Raw genomic sequence first — 16,318 nt, forward strand, 5'->3', positions numbered from 1 at the left:
GCCGGTTCCGCGGTGTTTCACCAACGGGCCTGGCTTCGCCGGCCGAGATGGAGCCTTGGCGGGGCTAACCCACCACCACTTCGCTGATCTGCATCACCGGCTGCAGGTCGGTGTAGTTCGGAATGTCGCCCAGGATCTCCTTCGCATGCGGTGCGAAGGCGGCCTGGAACGACTCCACCGAGTCGCTGAAGATGTGGCACATGCCGATGAAGGGCGCCGGCGAACCCGGTGCGCCGCCGGCGATGCCCTTGTCGACCGTGTACGACTTGCAGGCATCGCCCATCCGGCTCTTCAGCAGCGGCATGTGCTTGTCGCGGTAGTAGGCGTGGTCGAAACGCGCGCCGGGGGTGTTGGGATACATCACGCTGACCTTGATCATGGTTCGTCTCCGAGTGAAAAGAACCAGCAAGGTTACGGGATTTCACTCCCCCTGCGAACCCCGGTGCGCCCACCCCGTGGTGTGCTTCTCGACCGCGCTGAAGAGTTCGTACATGCCCATCGCCATCGCGCCCACCACCATCAGGCCGGCGAAGGCCAGGCCCATCTGCATCGACGAGCCGGCCGAGATCAGGAGGTAGCCGATGCCCTCGTTGGCGGCGGTCATCTCCGACACCGTGGTGCCGACGAAGGCCAGCGTGATCGCCACCTTGAGCGAGGCGAAGAAGTAGGGCATCGAGCGCGGGAAGCCGATCTTCATGAGCACGTCCCAGCGCTTGGCGCCGAGCACGCGCAGCACGTCCTCGAGTTCGGGCTCCAGCGTCGCCAGTCCGGTCGCGATGTTGACCATGATCGGGAAGAAGCTGATCAGGAAGGCCGTGAGGATCGCCGGGCCGACGCCGATGCCGAACCAGACCACCAGGATCGGCACGAAGGCGGCCTTGGGCAGCGCGTTGAAGGCGGTCATCAGCGGGTACATCGCCGCATAGGCCAGCCGCGAGCTGCCGATCACGAAGCCCAGCAAGACACCGACCACGATCGCCAGGCCGAAGCCCGCCATCGTGACCCAGAAGGTGCGCCAGGCGTGGCCCGCGATGATCTCCTTGAACTCCCAGAACTGGGTCCAGATGCGCCAGGGGCTCGGGAAGATGAACTCCGAGACGCCGAAGCCCGAGCAGATGATCTGCCACAGCACGATGACGGCGACCAGCAGCAGCCAGGGCGACCAGCGTTCGATTTGCTTGTTGTTCTTCATGAATGGCTTACTGCGGGATCGCAGCCGGTGCCTTGGCGGCATCGGCGATCGCGTGGCTCCGGATCGCGCCGATGTGGCCGCGCAGCTCGAGCACGATGTCGGTGAACTCCTTGGTGTAGGTCAGCCCCAGTTCGCGCGGGCGCGGCAGGTCGATCTCGCGCTTGACCACGAAGCGGCCCGGGCTCTTGCTCATGACGTAGACCGTGTCGGCCAGGAACACCGACTCGCGCAGGTCGTGCGTGACCAGGATCACGTTGAACTGCTGCTCGGTCCAGAGGTCGCGCAGGATGCACCAGAGCTCCTCGCGCGTGAAGGCGTCGAGCGCGCCGAAGGGCTCGTCGAGCAGCAGCATCTTGGGCTCGTGGATCAGCGCCCGGCAGATGCTTGCGCGCTGCTGCATGCCGCCCGAGAGCTGCCACGGGAACTTGTCCTCGTAGCCGCCGAGGCCGACCTTCTGCAGCAGCTTGCGGGCCCGCTCGACGTATTCCTTCCGCTTGGCCTTGAAGGTCGAGCGATAGGGCTCGACGATCTCCAGCGGCAGCAGCACGTTGTCGACCGTGGTGCGCCAGGGCAGCAGCGACGGCGCCTGGAAGGCCATGCCCGAGATCTTCAGCGGCCCGGTCACGGGCGCGCCGTCGATCCGGATCTTGCCCATCGACGGCATCCGCAGGCCGGTCGTGAGCTTCATGAAGGTCGACTTGCCGCAGCCCGAAGGCCCGACGATGGCGATGAACTCGCCGCGCTGGACCTTCAGGTCGATCGCCTCGACCGCGAAGTGGTTGGCGCGCAGCAGTTCCTCGTTGTAGGCGAGCCAGACGTCCTGGAAGTCGACGAAGGGCGCGTTCTCCGTTCCCGCCGTCACTTGCGCAGAATGTTGAGATCGGCCGCCGGCGGCAGCATCGAACCGTTCCACACCGCATCCGGATTGACGCGCGTCTTGGTCCCGAAGGCGTCCGACACCTGCGAAGACATCAGCGACAGCCGGCCGGCGTTGACCTGGCCGAAGCCCTCGGCGCGGGCGTCGGGCGTGTTGACCACGGTGTCGATCGCGAGCTTGAGGCGGCGCGTCTCGAGTTCGCTGTTGACGATGCCGTCGCGGGCCTTGATCGATTCGATCGCAACCGCCGGATTGGCGATCACTTCCTTGGCGCCCTTGGTGAATGCCGCGAGGAAGGCCTTGACCGCCGCCGGGTTCTCCTTGATCAGCTTGGGCGAGGCGATGATCGCGTTGCCATACAGCTTCACGCCGTAGTCGGGGTAGGGCAGGACCACGATGTCGGCCGCCTTGGCGCCGCGCGATTCGAGGTTCAGCAGCGAGGTGAAGGTGAAGCCGGTGATGGCGTCGATGTCGCCGCGCAGCAGCATCGTTTCGCGCAGGGTCGGGTCCATCGCGGTCCAGTTCACCGCGCCGATGTTGTTGGCCTTGGCGAAGATCGGGAAGGCGCGGCGGCCGGCGTCGAACACCGGCGCGCCGAGCTTCTTGCCCGTCAGGTCGGCGGGCTTGGTGATGCCGCTCTTCTTGAGCGCCATCACGGAGGCCGGCGTGTTGTTGTAGACCATCATGACCGCGACCGGCTTGTTCGGGCTGTCCGGGTTGTTGGCGTGGAACTCCATCAGCGCCGCCAGGTCGGCGAAGCCCATGTCATAGGCGCCCGAGGCCACCCGCGTGACCGCGCCGCCCGAGCCGTTGCCGGCGTCGACCGTGACGTCGAGGCCGGCGGCCTTGAAGTAGCCCTTGGCGGCCGGGTGGGTGAAGAAGGCCCCGGGTCCCTCGAAGCGCCAGTCCAGCTGGAACTTGATCGGCGTCGTCTGCGCATGCGCAGTGCCCAGCCCGAAGCTGAGCGCGGAGGCGGCGAGGAAGGTCTGGAGCAGGTGGCGCTTGTTCATTCAGGAGTTCCGTGATGGGGAAAAGGGTGCACGGGATTCAAGCAAAAACGGTGCCGGCACGCACTTGGTGCGAACCCTTCTGGAAAGTCCAAACGGGTGCATGCAGTAACTGAGGGTTTCCGCATTTCATAGCGCATCGGACGGCAAAACGCCCCGAAGCCTGCACCGCAACAGGGCGTCCAGCTTGGTGCGTGGGCGTGTGAATCAGGGAATGGGCGGCGTCACCGACAGGATGATCTCGGCATCCGTGTCGCCCTGATTGATGTAGCGATGCGGGTGAATGGCTTCGAAGGTCAGGGCCTCCCCGGCCCGGACCTCGTGCGGGACGCCGGCCAGCTCCAGGGTCATCGTTCCACGAATCACGTAGATGCATTCGACCGATGGGTGAGCGACCGTGTCGGCCACCGAATACTGGCCGGGCACGAACACCGCGCGCAGCACCTCCATCGGGCCGTTGCCTCGGGTCAGGCGCTCATAGCTCACGGCACCCTTGGGGCCGATGATCTGCGTGCGCTCGCCGGGGCGGCTCAACCAGACCGAAGGCGCCTCGGGATCCAGGAACAGCGCAGCCATGGATTCGCCGAACACCTTGCTCAGCGCGCGCAGCGTGTTCAGGCTCGGCTCGGTCACCTCGCGCTCGATCTGGCTCAGCAACGTGGGCGAGACGCCGGCGTCTTTTGCCAGAGCCCTGAGGGAGAGGCCGCGGGCGACCCGCAATTCATTCAGTCGTTTGCCGAGCACGGTGATCCAAGAGTGTGGAAGCCAAGGCGCACAGCTTAAGTGATCTGCTGTTCGTGTAGTAATACTGCACAAGATCGTGCGCGCTAGAGGGCGGGAGTCGATGGTTTACGCCTACCCCAATAGGTGTTGACTTGGTTTGAGCAAGATCATATTCTTTCGACTGTGCAGTGAAAGTGCACAAAAATTCACAGTTCAGCTCGATCCCACTCCTCAGCGAGGTATGCATGACGACTCCAACCTGGAGGGCCGACGTCGGCTCTGCTCCCAGACGGCCGCACCTGGTGTTTCTTGTCCTGCCGTTCATCTGGCAAGTAGGCTGCATTCCCCTCGTGAACGACGTGGCCCTGCGTCCCTTCGGCATGCCTTTCCCGATGGTCTGGCAAATGGCCGGCGTGGTCTTCGCCAGCCTGGTCTTCGGGCTGGTCTTCCATCTAGACCGGCGCGCGGGCCTTGAGGAGGAGGAGGCTGAATTCATCGCCGCCACCACCGTCACCACCGCCAGCCCGAAGGTGTCGCCATGAAGTACACGGTGGCGGCGCTCTTGCTGCTGGCGACGGTCGTGGGAGCCATCGGCTTCGGCCGTGCCGCGTCGCGCGGCAGGACGGTGGCCGATTGGGCCGTCGGCGGCCGCAGCATGGGAACCCTGCTGTTCTGGTTCATGAATGCCGGCGAGATCTACACGACCTTCGCCGTGTTCGGCATTGCGGGCTACGCCTGGGCGCTGGGGGCGCCGGCCTATCTCGCGTTCTGCTCGGTGTCCCTGTCTTTCGCGATCGGCTACCTGTTGATGCCGAAGATATGGCGCGCCGGCCGCAGTGCAGGCCTGCTGACGCAGGCGGACTTCTTCGCCTATCGCTACGACGCGCCGTGGCTGGGCGTGGTCACCGGCCTGATCGGCATCGCCAGTCTGGTCATCTATGTGCAGATCCAGCTGGTCAGCCTGAGCCTGATCGTCTCGCTGACTTTCGACCAGGCACTCTCGCCCACGCTGTCCTTGATCGTGTCCGGCGCCTTGATGGTGGCCTTCGTGCTGGCGGCTGGCCTGCGCTCGGCGGCCTTCGCGGCCGGGGTCAAGGACGTGATGATGATCGTCCTGATGGTGGTCCTGGCCGCGACGGTCGCCCACAAGGTCGGTGCCAGCTCGATGTTCGACATCTTCGACATGGCCGAGGCCATGCGCCCCGGCATCGGCAAGCTGCCCGGTGCCGACCCCAGCGCACCGACCACCAACATCTGGCTGATCACCGCGGCCTTGAACGTCGCCCTCGGCAACTGGGTGTTCCCGCACCTGTTCCAGATCTCGTACTCGGCCCACAGCCCGACCGCGATCCGCCGCAACGCGATCTGGCAGCCGATCTACTCGCTGGCCTACTTCTTCATCATCCTGCTGGGCCTGGCCGCCCTGGTCGCGGGCACCTTGCCGCCCGGCAACAACATGAACGCCGCGCTGCTGCAGTTCGTGTCCACCAAGTACCCCGACTGGGTGGTCGGCCTGCTGGCAGGCACCGGCGTCCTGCTGGCTCTGGTGCCCGGCTCGGTGCTGCTGCTCACGGCCGGCACGATCTTCACGCGCAACGTGGTGACGCCGGTCTGTCCGGACCTGAGCGAATCCAAAGGACTGCTGATCTCGCGCGCCGCGCTGGTGGGGTTCGCCGCGCTGGCCGTCTGGCTGTCGATGGACCAGAAGGGTTCCCTGGTCTCGATCCTGTTGAAGGCCTACTCCGCCATCGGCATGCTGGGCCCGGGCGTGTTCCTGGCCTTCCTCTGGAAGCGAACGTCGGCATTGGGTGTGGTCGCCGGCATCGTCGTGGGCTTCGTCGCACTGCTCGCTCCCTTTGCCCAACTCTGGTGGAGCGCGCTGTTACCGGGGTGGGAGGTCGGCCTGATCGCGATGGCAATCAACGCGGTCACCGTGATCGGCGTCAGCCTGGTGACGCCGCGGCCGACCGCCGCTGGCGTGGCGCTGGGTGTGCGGCTGCATGCGCATCAACTCGTCAGACCCTGAATACATGACACGGAATCAACGCCATGAACACCAATCCACTGGGTATTCGCCGCATCGACCATGTCTCCTGGACGGTCGCGGAACTGGAGCCGGTCATCTCCTTCTATCAGCGCGTCTTCGGTGCGCAGATCCTCTACGGCCTGGGTCCGTTCAACGCCGCCGAGATGCCGGTCGAGGCTGACGGCCGGGACTGGATGGAGGCGCACATCGGCGTCCCCGGCGCACAGCTCGAACTGTGTCTGCTCGGCCTGCCCGGGGGCATTCGGCTCGAACTGTTCGCCTACAAGAATCCGCCGAGCAGCACGATCAGGCCGCTGCGCGGCAACCACATCGGCGCGCACCACCTCGGTCTCGAAGTGGACGACATGGATGCCGCGGCCCAGTGGCTGAGCGACAACGGTTGCACCGTCTTCGAACGCATCGCCTTCTCCGAAGGGCCGACCGCCGGGTCGCAGTACCAGTACTTCCGCGATCCCTGGCAGAACGTGCTCGAACTGGTCGTGCACGGCCGCCCGTTCTGACCCCCGTCCTTTCCTTTCCATCGCCTCATCGGAGCACCCCATGACACGACAAGTGATCAACCCCGAGTCCATGTACCAGACCGTCCCGTTCGGCTTTTCCCATGCGGTCCTGCAGAGCGGCGGACGCACGCTTCACCTGGCGGGCCAGATCGCCTGGGACCGCGACTGCAATCTCATCGGCGGCGCCGACGTCATCGCGCAAACGCGCCAGGCCCTCTCCAATCTCAAGGAAGTGCTGGCCGCGGCCGGTGCGACGCCCGCCGACGTGGTGCGGCTGCGCACCTACGTGGTCAACCACACGCCCGACAAGCTGGCACCGATCTGCGCCGAGATCGCCGCCTTCTACGGCGAAGCCGCGCCCGCGGCCAACACCTTCATCGGCGTGCAGACGCTGGCCCTGCCCGATTTCCTGATCGAGATCGAAGCCGACGCCGCATTGAACTGAGGAGAAGAACCGAATGAACCGCAACGATGTCGACTGGACCGGGTACATCCCCGCCATCACCACGCCCTTCACACGCCAGGGCGACATGGACTGGGCCGCCCTGGGCGCCCAGCTCGAGTGGCATGTGCAGCAGCGCATGCATGGCGTGGTGCTCGCGGGTACCTCGGGGGAATGGTTCAGCCTTAGCGAGGCCGAGCGGGCCCAGCTGTTCCAGGAAGCCAGCCGCACGATCGACAAGCGGATCACGGTGCTCGGCGGCTGCAACGCCTACACCGCGGCCGAGGCCATCCGCCATGCGCGCGCCGCGGAGCGTGCCGGGCTCGACGGCATCCTGCTGACGCCGCCGCCCTACATGGTGCCGAGCCGGCGCGAGCTGGTGCAGTTCTACACCGACATGTCCGATGCCACCGACATTCCGATCTGCATCTACAACTGGCCGCGCGGCTGCGTCGTCGACATGGACGTGGAGCTGCTCGACGAGCTGGCCGACATCGACCACGTGGTGGCGATCAAGAACTCCACTCCCAACTTCGCGCTGTTCCTGCAGGGCGCCTATGCGCTGCGGCACAAGGTGCGCTACTTCAACATGCCGACCTCGCCGCTTGGCGCGGACCTGGCATCGCTCGGGATCAGCGATGGCCTGATGGGCGCGGGCGGCGTGCTCGGCGCGGACCATCCCGACTTCTGGCGCCGCGTCGCAACCGGCGACAAGGCCGGTGCGATCGCGCTGGGCGACCGCGACCGGATCATCATGAAGGCCTGGTTCAACAAGGACTTCGCAGGCAACTTCGGCAGCGCACAAGCCATCCTCAAGACCGCGCTGCGGCTGCGCGGCGTGCCTGCGGGCCATGTGCGGCGACCGCTGCTCGAACTGACGGCCGGCGAAGTCGAGCAGGTGCGCGCCACGCTCGAAGGGCTGGGCCTCGCCACCGTCGCGCTCGCCGACACGTGAACGCTGCGGCGTCCAGCGTGAAAGACCGGCCCGCGCGCATCACGACGCTGGTGGTGGGTGGTGGCCTGCTGGGCTGCGCCGTCGGCTACCTGCTGGCGTCGGCGGGTACCGAGGTGCTGCTGGTCGAGAGGAAGCAGCTCAACGCCCAGGCCTCGGGCCAGAACGCCGGCAGCCTGCATTTCCAGCTCGAGTACCGGATGATCGAAAACGGCGAGGCGGCCGCGCGCAAGGCGGCCGAGGCCATTCCGCTGCACCTCGATGCGCAGCGCGCCTGGAGCCGGCTCGAGTCCGAGCTCGGCGCCGAGCTCGGCGTGGTGCAGCACGGCGGCTTCATGGTCGCCGAAACGGCGGAGCAGGTCGAGCGGCTGGGCCGCAAGATCGCGCTGGAACAGGCCGCTGGCCTTTCGACCGAGCTGCTGGACCGCGCCGCATTGCAGGCCCGCGCGCCCTATCTGGGCGAGAACGTCATCGCGGCGGCCTTCTGCGCCGCCGAGGGCAAGGCCGATCCGCGGCGCTGCGCGCTGGCCTACGCCCGCGCCGCGATGCGCCTGGGTGCCCACGTGCATTCGCGGACCGGCGTGCAATCGATGCGCCGCAATGGGCGCGGATGGCACGTGAGCTTCGACGATGGCGGCGTCTGCCAGGCCGAGCACGTGGTCATCGCCGCCGGTGCATGGTCGGGCCGGCTGGCGCAGATGGCGGGCGTCGTGCTGCCGGTCAGTCCCGTGGGCTTGACCATGACGGCCGCCGCGCGCACGGCGCCCTTGATCAAGCACCTGGTCCAGCATGCCGGGCGGCGGCTGTCGATGAAGCAAACGCCCGAAGGCAATATCCTGATCGGCGGCGGCTGGCCGGCCGCCCTGAGGCAATCCGGCGGCATGGTCGACCTCGATCGCCGGCCCGAGCTGCTGCTGCCCTCGCTGGCCGGCAACATGGCCGCGGCGGCTGCGGTCGTGCCCGCCGTCGCTCATCTTCCGGTGCTGCGCGTATGGACCGGCACCACGGCCCTGGTGGCCGACCAGTTGCCCTTGATCGGCGAAGTGCCCAAGGCCGCAGGCCTGTTCATCGCCACGGGCGGGTCGGCCTTCACGCTGGGCCCGACCTACGCGCGCATCCTCGCCGACAAGATCCTCGGCCGGCCCGAGACCTTCGACGTCCGTGCCTACGACCCTCAACGTTTCGGGAGCCTGACCCTTGCCTGATCGCATCCGCATCGATGCCGGCGTGAGCCGGCCCGCGCCGATCCTCATCCACGTCAACGGCGTCGCCACCGCCTGCCATCCGGGCGAGACGGTCGCGACGGCCCTGCTGGCGGCGGGCATCGTCGTCTTCCGCCGCACCGCGAGCGGCGCCGCGCGCGCGCCGGTCTGCAACATGGGCGTGTGCTTCGATTGCCTGGTGACCATCGACGGCCGCCCGGCCGTGCGCAGCTGCATGACGCGCGTGGCCGAGCACATGCACGTCGAGGTGCCGCGCCATGACTGAGACATCCCCATTCGACCTCGTCGTCGTTGGCGCCGGTCCCGCCGGCCTGTCGGCCGCGCTGACGGCGGCCGAGCATGGCTTGCGCGTGGTGGTCGTCGACGAACAGCATGACCTCGGCGGGCAGATCTTCCGCCAGCCGCCGCGCAGCTTCGGCGCGCCGCCTTCGAGCGCGTTCAAGAGCTATGCCTTCGGCGAGCCCCTGATCGCGCGCGCGCGCCGTTCGACGGCGATCGAATGGCGGCTCGGGGCGACGGCCTGGGGCGTGTTCCGCACGCCCGACGGCGTCCACGTGCGCCTGGCGATCTCGCAGGCCGACGAGACCGAAGTGCTCGAAGGCCGCTCCCTGCTGATCGCCACCGGGGCCTACGACCTGTCGGTGGCCTTTCCGGGCTGGACCCTGCCCGGCGTGATGTCGGCAGGCGGCATCCAGACGCTGGCCAAGAGCCAGTTCCTGCGCGCCGGCAAGCGCTTCGTGCTCGCGGGTTCGCATCCGCTGCTGCTGCTGGTGGCCGATCTGCTGGTGCAGGCCGGCGGCGAGGTGCTCGAGGTCGCCATCGCACGCCCCAAGCCTGCCGCGAGCGAACTGTTGGCCGGCTGGCCGGCCGTCCCTGGCCACGTCCGCCTGCTGGCCCAGACCGCGGCCGCACTGCGCAACCTGCAGCGGCATGGCGTCCCGGTCCGCTTCGGCACCCTGGTGCTGCGCGCCGAGGGCGAGGAGGCCGTGCAGCGGGTGACCCTGTGCGATGCAGACTCCGAGTGGCAGGCACGCCCCGGCACCAAGCGCGTGCTCGAGGCCGATACCCTGGTCGTCGGCTACGGCTTGCTCGCTTCGAGCGAGCTGGCGCGCCAGGCCGGTTGCGCGGTCCGGTGGCGTCCGGCCGACGGCGGCTGGATCGTCGAGCACAACGAAGCCATGCGAACCAGCGTGGATTCGATCTATGTCGCCGGCGAGCCGGCCGGCGTCAACGGTGCCGAGCTGGCTTTTCTCGAAGGGCGGTTGGCGGCGCTGAACATCGTTGTCGCCATCCGCGGTGAGGCGCCCTCGGAGCCACTTGAGAAGGCTCTGCGTGCCACGACCCGCGCCATCGCCCGGGCGCGCCGCTTCACCGAGGTGGTGCTGCGCTTCTTCGAGCCGCGGCTCGATGCGCTGGCGCGACTGGCCACCGACGACACGCTGGTCTGCCGCTGTGAGGAAGTCTCGGCCGGCACCGTGCGCGACTTCCTTGCCGAGAACCCGCACGTGAGCGACGTGAACAGCGTGAAGCTGGCCTGCCGCACCGGCATGGGGTATTGCCAGGGGCGCTACTGCCAGCACACCGTGGCCCATCTGCTGGCGCAGACGCGCCAGACCGAGGTCGCGCAGCTGGGCGTCTTCTCGGCGCAGGCGCCAATCAAGCCGGTCTCGGTGATCGCGCTGGCCCATCTCAAGACATGAGCGCGAGGGCTGCCCCCTGCATGCCCTGGCCCTGGCGGAACAGGCAGGGGGGCGGATCGGCGGCCTAGCGCGGCGAGTTGGCGTCGGCCACGGCCAGCGCGGTCATGTTGACCACGCGGCGCACCGTCGAAGACGCCGTCAGGATGTGGGCCGAGCCCTGCGCACCCATCAGGATCGGGCCCACCGTCACGCCGTTGCCGCCGGTCATCTTGAGCACGTTGAACAGGATGTTGGCGGCGTCGAGGTTGGGGCAGATCAGCAGGTTGGCCTCGCCGGTGAGCGAGGTCTCGGGCAGCGCCTTCAGGCGCACGTCCTCCGACAGCGCGGCGTCGCCGTGCATCTCGCCGTCGCATTCGATGTCGGGCGCCATCTTGGAGAACAGGTCGCGCGCCAGGCGCATCTTGCGCGCCGAGACGCGCTCGGACGAGCCGAAGTTGGAGTGCGACAGGAAAGCCACCTTGGGCGGCAGCCCGAAGCGCCGCACCTCGTCGGCCGCCATCACCGCGATGTTGGCCAGCGTCTCGGCGCTCGGGTCTTCGTGCACGTTGGTGTCGGCGATGAAGAGCGTGTACTTCTCGAGCGTCAGCGCGTTCAGCGTCGCGAAGCCCGGCGCGCCGCGCTTGAGGCCCAGCACCTGGTTCAGGATCTTGAGGTGGCTGTCGAAGCGGCCGACCAGGCCGCACAGCATCGCGTCGGCGTCGCCGAGGTGCAGCATCAGCGAGGCGATGGTGGTGTTGGAGCGCCGCACCATGGCCTTCGAGGCCTCGGGCGTGATGCCGCGCCGGCCCATGATCTGGTGGTAAGCCTCCCAGTAGGTGCGGAAGCGCGGATCGTCCTCGGGGTCGACGCACTCGACCTCCTTGCCCAGGCTGATGTGCAGTCCGGCCTTCTTGATGCGGGCCTCGATCACGGCCGGGCGACCAATCAGGATCGGCTTGGCCAGGCCCTCGTCGACCGCCAGCTGGGCGGCGCGCAGCACGCGGTCGTCCTCGCCCTCGGCGTAGGCCACGCGCTTGGCGGTGGCCAGCTTGGCGGCGCTGAACACCGGGCGCATGAACATGCCGGTCTGGTAGACGAAGCGCGTCAGGTGCTGGCGGTAGGCGTCGAGGTCCTCGATCGGCCGCGCGGCCACGCCCGAGGCCTGCGCCGCCTTGGCGACCGCGGGCGCGATGCGCAGGATCAGCCGCGAGTCGAAGGGCTTGGGGATGATGTAGTCGGGCCCGAAGGCCAGTTCCTGGCCGGCGTAGGCGGTGGCGACCTCCTCGCTGATGTCGGCCTTGGTGAGGCTGGCGATCTCGTGCACGCAGGCCAACTTCATTTCTTCCGTGATCTTGCTCGCGCCGCAGTCGAGGGCGCCGCGGAAGATGTAGGGGAAGCACAGCACGTTGTTGACCTGGTTCGGGTAGTCCGAACGGCCGGTGGCGATGATGCAGTCGGGGCGTACTTCCTTCGCCAGCTCGGGCCGGATCTCGGGCTCGGGGTTGGCCAGCGCCAGGATGATCGGCTGGCGCGCCATGCTCTTGACCATGTCCTGCGTGACCACGCCGGGCGCCGAGCAGCCGAGGAAGACGTCGGCGTTCTTCATGACGTCGGCAAGCGTGCGGTCGCCGCTGTCCTTCTGCGCGTAGCGGGTCTTGGAGTCGTCGAAGCCGCCCGGCCGGCCGATGTAGATCAGGCCCTTGGAGTCGACCGCGTGGATGTTGGCCGGCTTGGCGCCCAGGCCCACCATGACGTCGAGGCAGGCGATCGCCGCGGCGCCAGCGCCCGAGACCGCGATCTTGACCTCCTCGATCTTCTTGCCGACCAGTTCCAGGCCGTTGATCAGCGCCGCCGTCGAGATGATCGCGGTGCCGTGCTGGTCGTCGTGGAAGACCGGGATGTTCATGCGCTCGCGCAGCTTCTTCTCGATATAGAAGCATTCGGGCGCCTTGATGTCCTCGAGGTTGATGCCACCCAGCGTGGGCTCGAGCGCGGCGATGATGTCGACCAGCTTGTCGGGGTCGTTCTCGGCCAGTTCGATGTCGAAGACGTCGATGCCGGCGAACTTCTTGAACAGGCAGCCCTTGCCTTCCATCACCGGCTTGCTGGCCAGCGGGCCGATGTTGCCCAGGCCCAGCACCGCGGTGCCATTGGTGACCACGCCCACCAGGTTGCCGCGCGAGGTGTACTCGGCCGCCAGCGAGGGGTCGGCCTGGATGTCGAGGCAGGGATAGGCCACGCCCGGCGAGTAGGCCAGCGACAGGTCGCGCTGGTTCAGCAGCGGCTTGGTCGGCGAGATCGAGATCTTGCCCTTGACGGGCGAGCGGTGGTATTCCCGTGCGGCATCTCGCAATGCGTCTTCGGCGGGGGAAAGGGTGTTGGCCATCGTTGTCTCCTTGCTGTCTTGGCTCAGGCTAGAGGCTACCCCAAAGTGGCCTGGGCAGGGGCCAGCGCCTCCCCCACCCGCTCGGCCGACCCGAAGGCCAGCGTGAACCCGAGCGCACCGTGCCCGGTATTGAAGATCATGTTGGACGGCGCCCCGTCGAGCCGGCCGATGATCGGCACGCCGGTCGGCGTGGCCGGGCGCATGCCGGTCCAGGGGTGCAGCGCCTCCAGCCGGCCGGCCTGCGGAAACACGGCGCGCGTGGCCTCGGTCAAGGTCTCGATGCGGGCTGCGGGGATGCTGGCGTCATGCCCGACCAGCTCGGCCATGCCGGCGACGCGCAGGCGCGATCCGATGCGCGCGAACACCACCTTGCGGGTGCTGTCGGTCACGCTCACCCGGGGCGCCGCGCCGGCCGCCGGATCGACGTCGACCGTGATGCTGTAGCCCTTGAGCGGGTAGACCGGCAGGTAGGCGCCGAGCTGCCGACCCAGCCGGTGCGAGGCGGTGCCCAGCGCCATCACGAAGGCATCGGCCTCGATGTCGCCGGCGGCGGTCTGCACCGCGGCCACCCGGCCGCCGCGCGCGTCGAAACCGGAGATCTCGCTGTCGAGCACGAAGCGCACGCCGCGAGCGCTCAGCGCCCGCACGAGTTCCGTGCAGACCTTGAGGCAGTCGGCCGCGCATTCGCTGGGCGTGTGGATCGCGCCGGCGATCTGCGTGCGATAGCCGGCCAGCGCGGGCTCGATGGCGATGCACTCGTCGGCCGTGACCAGGCGCTGCCGGCTGCCCATCGCGCGCTGCAGTTCGAGCTGCCGCTGGGCGCCCGCCAGCGATGCCGCGCCGGGATAGAGCACCAGCTTGCCGGTGGCCGAGAAATCGCAATCGGGCGCGACGTCGGCGCGCATGGCCTCGAAGGCCGCTCGGCTCTGCGCCGCCAGCGCCAGCAGGCGGGCGGTGCTCTCGTGCGAGGTGCGGGCATTGCAGGCCGCCAGGAAGGCCAGGGCCCAGCGCCATTGCAGCGGGTCGAGCTGCGGGCGCAGCTTGAGCGGCGAAGAAGGCGAGAGCAGCAGCTTGGGCAGTTGCTTCCAGATCGACGGGTCGGCCAGCGGCTGCACGTAGGAGTAGCTCAGCTGTGCGCCATTGCCGCCGCTCGCCCCGGCGCCGGGCGTGGCGCGGTCGATCACGCTGACCTGGAAACCCTGGCGATTCAGTTGCCAGGCGGTCGCCAGGCCGACGATGCCGGCCCCCAGCACGCAGACGTGCATGACGATTTCCTCTCGCAGTTCCTTGGAGGGCTCGACTCTAGGCCTGCGGCGCCGTGCCGGGAAATGCCAAAAGCGCCGTAGCCCATAGCCAAAGCGCATGGCATGGCCGCCCCATAACTTTTGGTCATGGGCGGCGGCGCAAAAGGAATTGTGATCGGCGGCCGATTGATTCCTACACTCGCTGACCTTCAACCCGCCGAAAGGGCTCGCATGAAATTCTCCGCATCGTTGGCAGCGGTTCTGCTCGCCGCCGCCACCACGGGCGCCCAAGCCGCCGACACCCTGGCCAAGATCGCCGAGAGCGGCAAGATCACGCTGGCCTACCGCGAATCGTCCGTGCCCTTCAGCTACCTCGACGGTCCGAACAAGCCGATCGGCTTCTCGGTCGAACTGTCCAATGCGGTGGTCGATGCGGTCAGGAAGAAGCTCAACAAGCCCAAGCTCGAAGTGGCGCTGATGCCGGTGACTTCGCAGAACCGGATCCCGCTGATCGCCAACGGCACCATCGACCTGGAATGCGGCTCGACCACCAACAACACGGCCCGCGCCAAGGATGTCAGCTTCGCGGTCAACCACTTCTACACCGGCACCCGGCTGCTGGTGAAGAAGTCCTCGAAGATCAAGAATTACGCGGACCTGGCGAAGAAGACCGTGGCCAGCACCACCGGCACCACCAATGCGCTGGTCATGCGCAAGTACAACGCCGAGAAGAACCTCGACATGGACCTGGTGCTCGGCAAGGACCACGCCGATGCCTTCCTGCTGGTCGAGAGCGACCGCGCGGTGGCCTTCGCGATGGACGACATCCTGCTGTTCGGCCTGATCGCCAATGCCAAGAACCCGGCCGACTTCGAGGTCGTCGGCGACGCCCTGCAGGTCGAGCCCTATGCCTGCATGCTGGCCAAGGACGACCCGGCCTTCAAGAAGCTGGTGGACGACACCTTCACCGGCCTCATGAAGAGCGGCGAATTCGAGAAGATGTACACGAAGTGGTTCCTGCAGCCGATTCCGCCCCGCGGCGTGCCGCTCAACCTGCCGATGAGCCCGCAGCTGCGCGAGAACATCCAGGCGCCGAACGACAAGCCGGCGACCTGAACGCGAAAAGGCGGCACCCCATGCGCACGCCGCAGACAGTCGGCATCCTCGGCGGCATGGGCCCGGCGGCGGGGGCCGACTTCGTGCGCCTGTTCGTCGAGGCCTGCGCGGTGCTGCTGCGGGCGCGCGGCCAGGCGGTGGACGACCAGGCGTTCCCCGAGCACTGGCTGGCCCAGGTGCCGGTGCCCGACCGCAGCGGCGCGCTCGAATCGGCGGCGCTGGGCGCGCACCAGCCGCTCGAGCCGATGCTGCAGGCACTGGGCCGGCTGGCGGCGCTGGGCAGCCGCGCCGTGGCCATCGCCTGCAACACGGCGCATGCCTGGCACGGGACGCTGCAGGCGCGATTTCCGCAGATCGAGGTGCTGCACGTGGCGCGTGAAGTGTCGGCCAGCCTGGCGGCCCGAGGCGTGCGCAGCGCCGCGCTGATGGCCACCGAAGGCACCTACCGGGTCGGTCTCTACGAGCAGGCGATGGCGAGTGCCGGCATCGCCTGCCACCTGCCGCTGGACGACGAGCGGCGGCTGCTCATGCGCGGTATCTATGACGGCGTCAAGGCCGGCAACCTGGCGCTGGCCCGGTCCTGTTTCAGCCAGGTGGCGTTGCGGTTGGCGCAACGCCACGGGCCGGTCGCCATCGTCATGGGCTGCACCGAGATTCCGCTCGGGCTCCAAGGCGCGGCGGAGCTCCAGGGCTTGGACTTGCTGGATCCGGCCCAGGTGCTGGCGTCGGCGCTGGCATCGCGTGCATACCTGGATTCAAAAGGTGCCGGGCCTTTCTGGCGGCAGGGACCAGGGCATTCCCCTTGACACGGTTGATAAGATGAAAGCTGCCCTGGCCCTAGGCCGACGGAGTGGCCTGGCCGCTTCCGTCAGCCGCGTTCCGCCGAAAGCCGTCCGATGGACGGCTTTCGTTTTTCCTTATTGCGCGAAG

The 16,318-nt window shown here is 67.8% G+C and carries 17 protein-coding genes and 1 pseudogene; 11 read left to right on the forward strand and 7 right to left on the reverse strand.

The window, feature by feature from the left end; all coding sequences use genetic code 11:
- Window positions 1–64: 64 nt before the first annotated feature.
- The 5 genes from AC1DYD_RS07525 to AC1DYD_RS07545 form a co-directional block, all read right to left on the reverse strand.
- Window positions 65–379 (reverse strand): EthD family reductase, encoded by a 315-nt coding sequence (locus AC1DYD_RS07525; RefSeq protein ID WP_478172126.1) that lies wholly within the window; start codon window positions 377–379, stop codon window positions 65–67.
- A 42-nt stretch (window positions 380–421) separates the two neighbouring features.
- On the reverse strand, window positions 422–1,192 hold the full coding sequence (locus AC1DYD_RS07530; RefSeq protein ID WP_286369269.1) for an ABC transporter permease: 771 nt from the start codon (window positions 1,190–1,192) through the stop codon (window positions 422–424).
- A 7-nt stretch (window positions 1,193–1,199) separates the two neighbouring features.
- Entirely contained in the window at window positions 1,200–2,054 is an 855-nt protein-coding gene (locus tag AC1DYD_RS07535) for an ABC transporter ATP-binding protein (RefSeq protein ID WP_478172127.1), read from the reverse strand.
- On the reverse strand, window positions 2,051–3,079 hold the full coding sequence (locus AC1DYD_RS07540; protein ID WP_478172128.1) for an ABC transporter substrate-binding protein: 1,029 nt from the start codon (window positions 3,077–3,079) through the stop codon (window positions 2,051–2,053). Before AC1DYD_RS07540 ends, AC1DYD_RS07535 begins: the two co-directional genes overlap by 4 nt.
- A 204-nt stretch (window positions 3,080–3,283) precedes the next feature.
- On the reverse strand, window positions 3,284–3,820 hold the full coding sequence (locus AC1DYD_RS07545) for a helix-turn-helix domain-containing protein (protein ID WP_478172129.1): 537 nt from the start codon (window positions 3,818–3,820) through the stop codon (window positions 3,284–3,286).
- Between the two features lie 224 nt (window positions 3,821–4,044).
- Between AC1DYD_RS07545 and AC1DYD_RS07550 the strand changes: the two genes are divergently transcribed.
- Genes AC1DYD_RS07550 through AC1DYD_RS07585 form a run of 8 tightly spaced genes read left to right on the forward strand, consistent with a single transcriptional unit; the run spans window position 4,045 to window position 10,663 of the window.
- On the forward strand, window positions 4,045–4,341 hold the full coding sequence (locus AC1DYD_RS07550; RefSeq protein WP_478172130.1) for a DUF3311 domain-containing protein: 297 nt from the start codon (window positions 4,045–4,047) through the stop codon (window positions 4,339–4,341).
- Entirely contained in the window at window positions 4,338–5,825 is a 1,488-nt protein-coding gene (locus AC1DYD_RS07555) for a sodium:solute symporter family protein (protein WP_478172131.1), read from the forward strand. The genes AC1DYD_RS07550 and AC1DYD_RS07555 overlap by 4 nt, the downstream gene beginning before the upstream one ends.
- A gap of 23 nt (window positions 5,826–5,848) precedes the next feature.
- Entirely contained in the window at window positions 5,849–6,346 is a 498-nt protein-coding gene (locus AC1DYD_RS07560) for a VOC family protein (protein ID WP_478172132.1), read from the forward strand.
- Between the two features lie 40 nt (window positions 6,347–6,386).
- Window positions 6,387–6,791: a RidA family protein gene (locus AC1DYD_RS07565; protein ID WP_478172133.1), complete on the forward strand. Its 405-nt coding sequence runs from the start codon at window positions 6,387–6,389 to the stop codon at window positions 6,789–6,791.
- A gap of 13 nt (window positions 6,792–6,804) precedes the next feature.
- Entirely contained in the window at window positions 6,805–7,743 is a 939-nt protein-coding gene (locus AC1DYD_RS07570; RefSeq protein WP_478172134.1) for a dihydrodipicolinate synthase family protein, read from the forward strand.
- A 17-nt stretch (window positions 7,744–7,760) separates the two neighbouring features.
- Entirely contained in the window at window positions 7,761–8,945 is a 1,185-nt protein-coding gene (locus tag AC1DYD_RS07575) for an NAD(P)/FAD-dependent oxidoreductase (protein ID WP_478172135.1), read from the forward strand.
- On the forward strand, window positions 8,938–9,228 hold the full coding sequence (locus tag AC1DYD_RS07580; RefSeq protein WP_478169296.1) for a (2Fe-2S)-binding protein: 291 nt from the start codon (window positions 8,938–8,940) through the stop codon (window positions 9,226–9,228). Before AC1DYD_RS07575 ends, AC1DYD_RS07580 begins: the two co-directional genes overlap by 8 nt.
- Complete coding sequence (locus tag AC1DYD_RS07585) at window positions 9,221–10,663, forward strand: FAD-dependent oxidoreductase (protein ID WP_478172136.1); 1,443 nt, start codon at window positions 9,221–9,223, stop codon at window positions 10,661–10,663. The genes AC1DYD_RS07580 and AC1DYD_RS07585 overlap by 8 nt, the downstream gene beginning before the upstream one ends.
- A gap of 64 nt (window positions 10,664–10,727) precedes the next feature.
- Here the strand turns inward: AC1DYD_RS07585 and AC1DYD_RS07590 are convergent, their stop codons facing one another.
- Window positions 10,728–13,028, reverse strand: coding sequence for an NADP-dependent malic enzyme (locus AC1DYD_RS07590; RefSeq protein ID WP_478172137.1), 2,301 nt, complete (start codon window positions 13,026–13,028; stop codon window positions 10,728–10,730).
- Window positions 13,029–13,063: 35 nt separating this feature from the next.
- Window positions 13,064–14,293 (reverse strand): D-amino acid dehydrogenase, encoded by a 1,230-nt coding sequence (locus tag AC1DYD_RS07595; RefSeq protein ID WP_478172138.1) that lies wholly within the window; start codon window positions 14,291–14,293, stop codon window positions 13,064–13,066.
- 210 nt (window positions 14,294–14,503) lie between these two features.
- On the opposite strand from AC1DYD_RS07595, the gene AC1DYD_RS07600 reads away from it, so the two are divergent.
- The 3 genes and pseudogenes from AC1DYD_RS07600 to AC1DYD_RS07610 form a co-directional block, all read left to right on the forward strand.
- Window positions 14,504–15,388, forward strand: a complete 885-nt coding sequence (locus AC1DYD_RS07600; protein WP_478172139.1) for a transporter substrate-binding domain-containing protein — start codon at window positions 14,504–14,506, stop codon at window positions 15,386–15,388.
- Window positions 15,389–15,408: 20 nt separating this feature from the next.
- Window positions 15,409–16,194, forward strand: a complete 786-nt coding sequence (locus AC1DYD_RS07605; protein WP_478172140.1) for an aspartate/glutamate racemase family protein — start codon at window positions 15,409–15,411, stop codon at window positions 16,192–16,194.
- Window positions 16,151–16,255 (forward strand): annotated as a pseudogene (locus AC1DYD_RS07610) (dienelactone hydrolase family protein); the annotation flags it as partial. The gene AC1DYD_RS07605 and the pseudogene AC1DYD_RS07610, both read left to right, overlap by 44 nt.
- Between the last annotated feature and the right edge of the window lie 63 nt (window positions 16,256–16,318).

It is taken from the genome of Variovorax sp. P4_B11, assembly GCF_056402355.1.

Bases quoted from the DNA above. Each gene is read 5' to 3' on its own strand.
- AC1DYD_RS07525 (WP_478172126.1), bottom strand. From the start codon at position 379: ATGATCAAGGTCAGCGTGATGTATCCCAACACCCCCGGCGCGCGTTTC.
- AC1DYD_RS07530 (WP_286369269.1), bottom strand. From the start codon at position 1,192: ATGAAGAACAACAAGCAAATCGAACGCTGGTCGCCCTGGCTGCTGCTG.
- AC1DYD_RS07540 (WP_478172128.1), bottom strand. From the start codon at position 3,079: ATGAACAAGCGCCACCTGCTCCAGACCTTCCTCGCCGCCTCCGCGCTC.
- AC1DYD_RS07550 (WP_478172130.1), top strand. From the start codon at position 4,045: ATGACGACTCCAACCTGGAGGGCCGACGTCGGCTCTGCTCCCAGACGG.
- AC1DYD_RS07555 (WP_478172131.1), top strand. From the start codon at position 4,338: ATGAAGTACACGGTGGCGGCGCTCTTGCTGCTGGCGACGGTCGTGGGA.
- AC1DYD_RS07560 (WP_478172132.1), top strand. From the start codon at position 5,849: ATGAACACCAATCCACTGGGTATTCGCCGCATCGACCATGTCTCCTGG.
- AC1DYD_RS07565 (WP_478172133.1), top strand. From the start codon at position 6,387: ATGACACGACAAGTGATCAACCCCGAGTCCATGTACCAGACCGTCCCG.
- AC1DYD_RS07570 (WP_478172134.1), top strand. From the start codon at position 6,805: ATGAACCGCAACGATGTCGACTGGACCGGGTACATCCCCGCCATCACC.
- AC1DYD_RS07585 (WP_478172136.1), top strand. From the start codon at position 9,221: ATGACTGAGACATCCCCATTCGACCTCGTCGTCGTTGGCGCCGGTCCC.
- AC1DYD_RS07590 (WP_478172137.1), bottom strand. From the start codon at position 13,028: ATGGCCAACACCCTTTCCCCCGCCGAAGACGCATTGCGAGATGCCGCA.
- AC1DYD_RS07595 (WP_478172138.1), bottom strand. From the start codon at position 14,293: ATGCACGTCTGCGTGCTGGGGGCCGGCATCGTCGGCCTGGCGACCGCC.
- AC1DYD_RS07600 (WP_478172139.1), top strand. From the start codon at position 14,504: ATGAAATTCTCCGCATCGTTGGCAGCGGTTCTGCTCGCCGCCGCCACC.
- AC1DYD_RS07605 (WP_478172140.1), top strand. From the start codon at position 15,409: ATGCGCACGCCGCAGACAGTCGGCATCCTCGGCGGCATGGGCCCGGCG.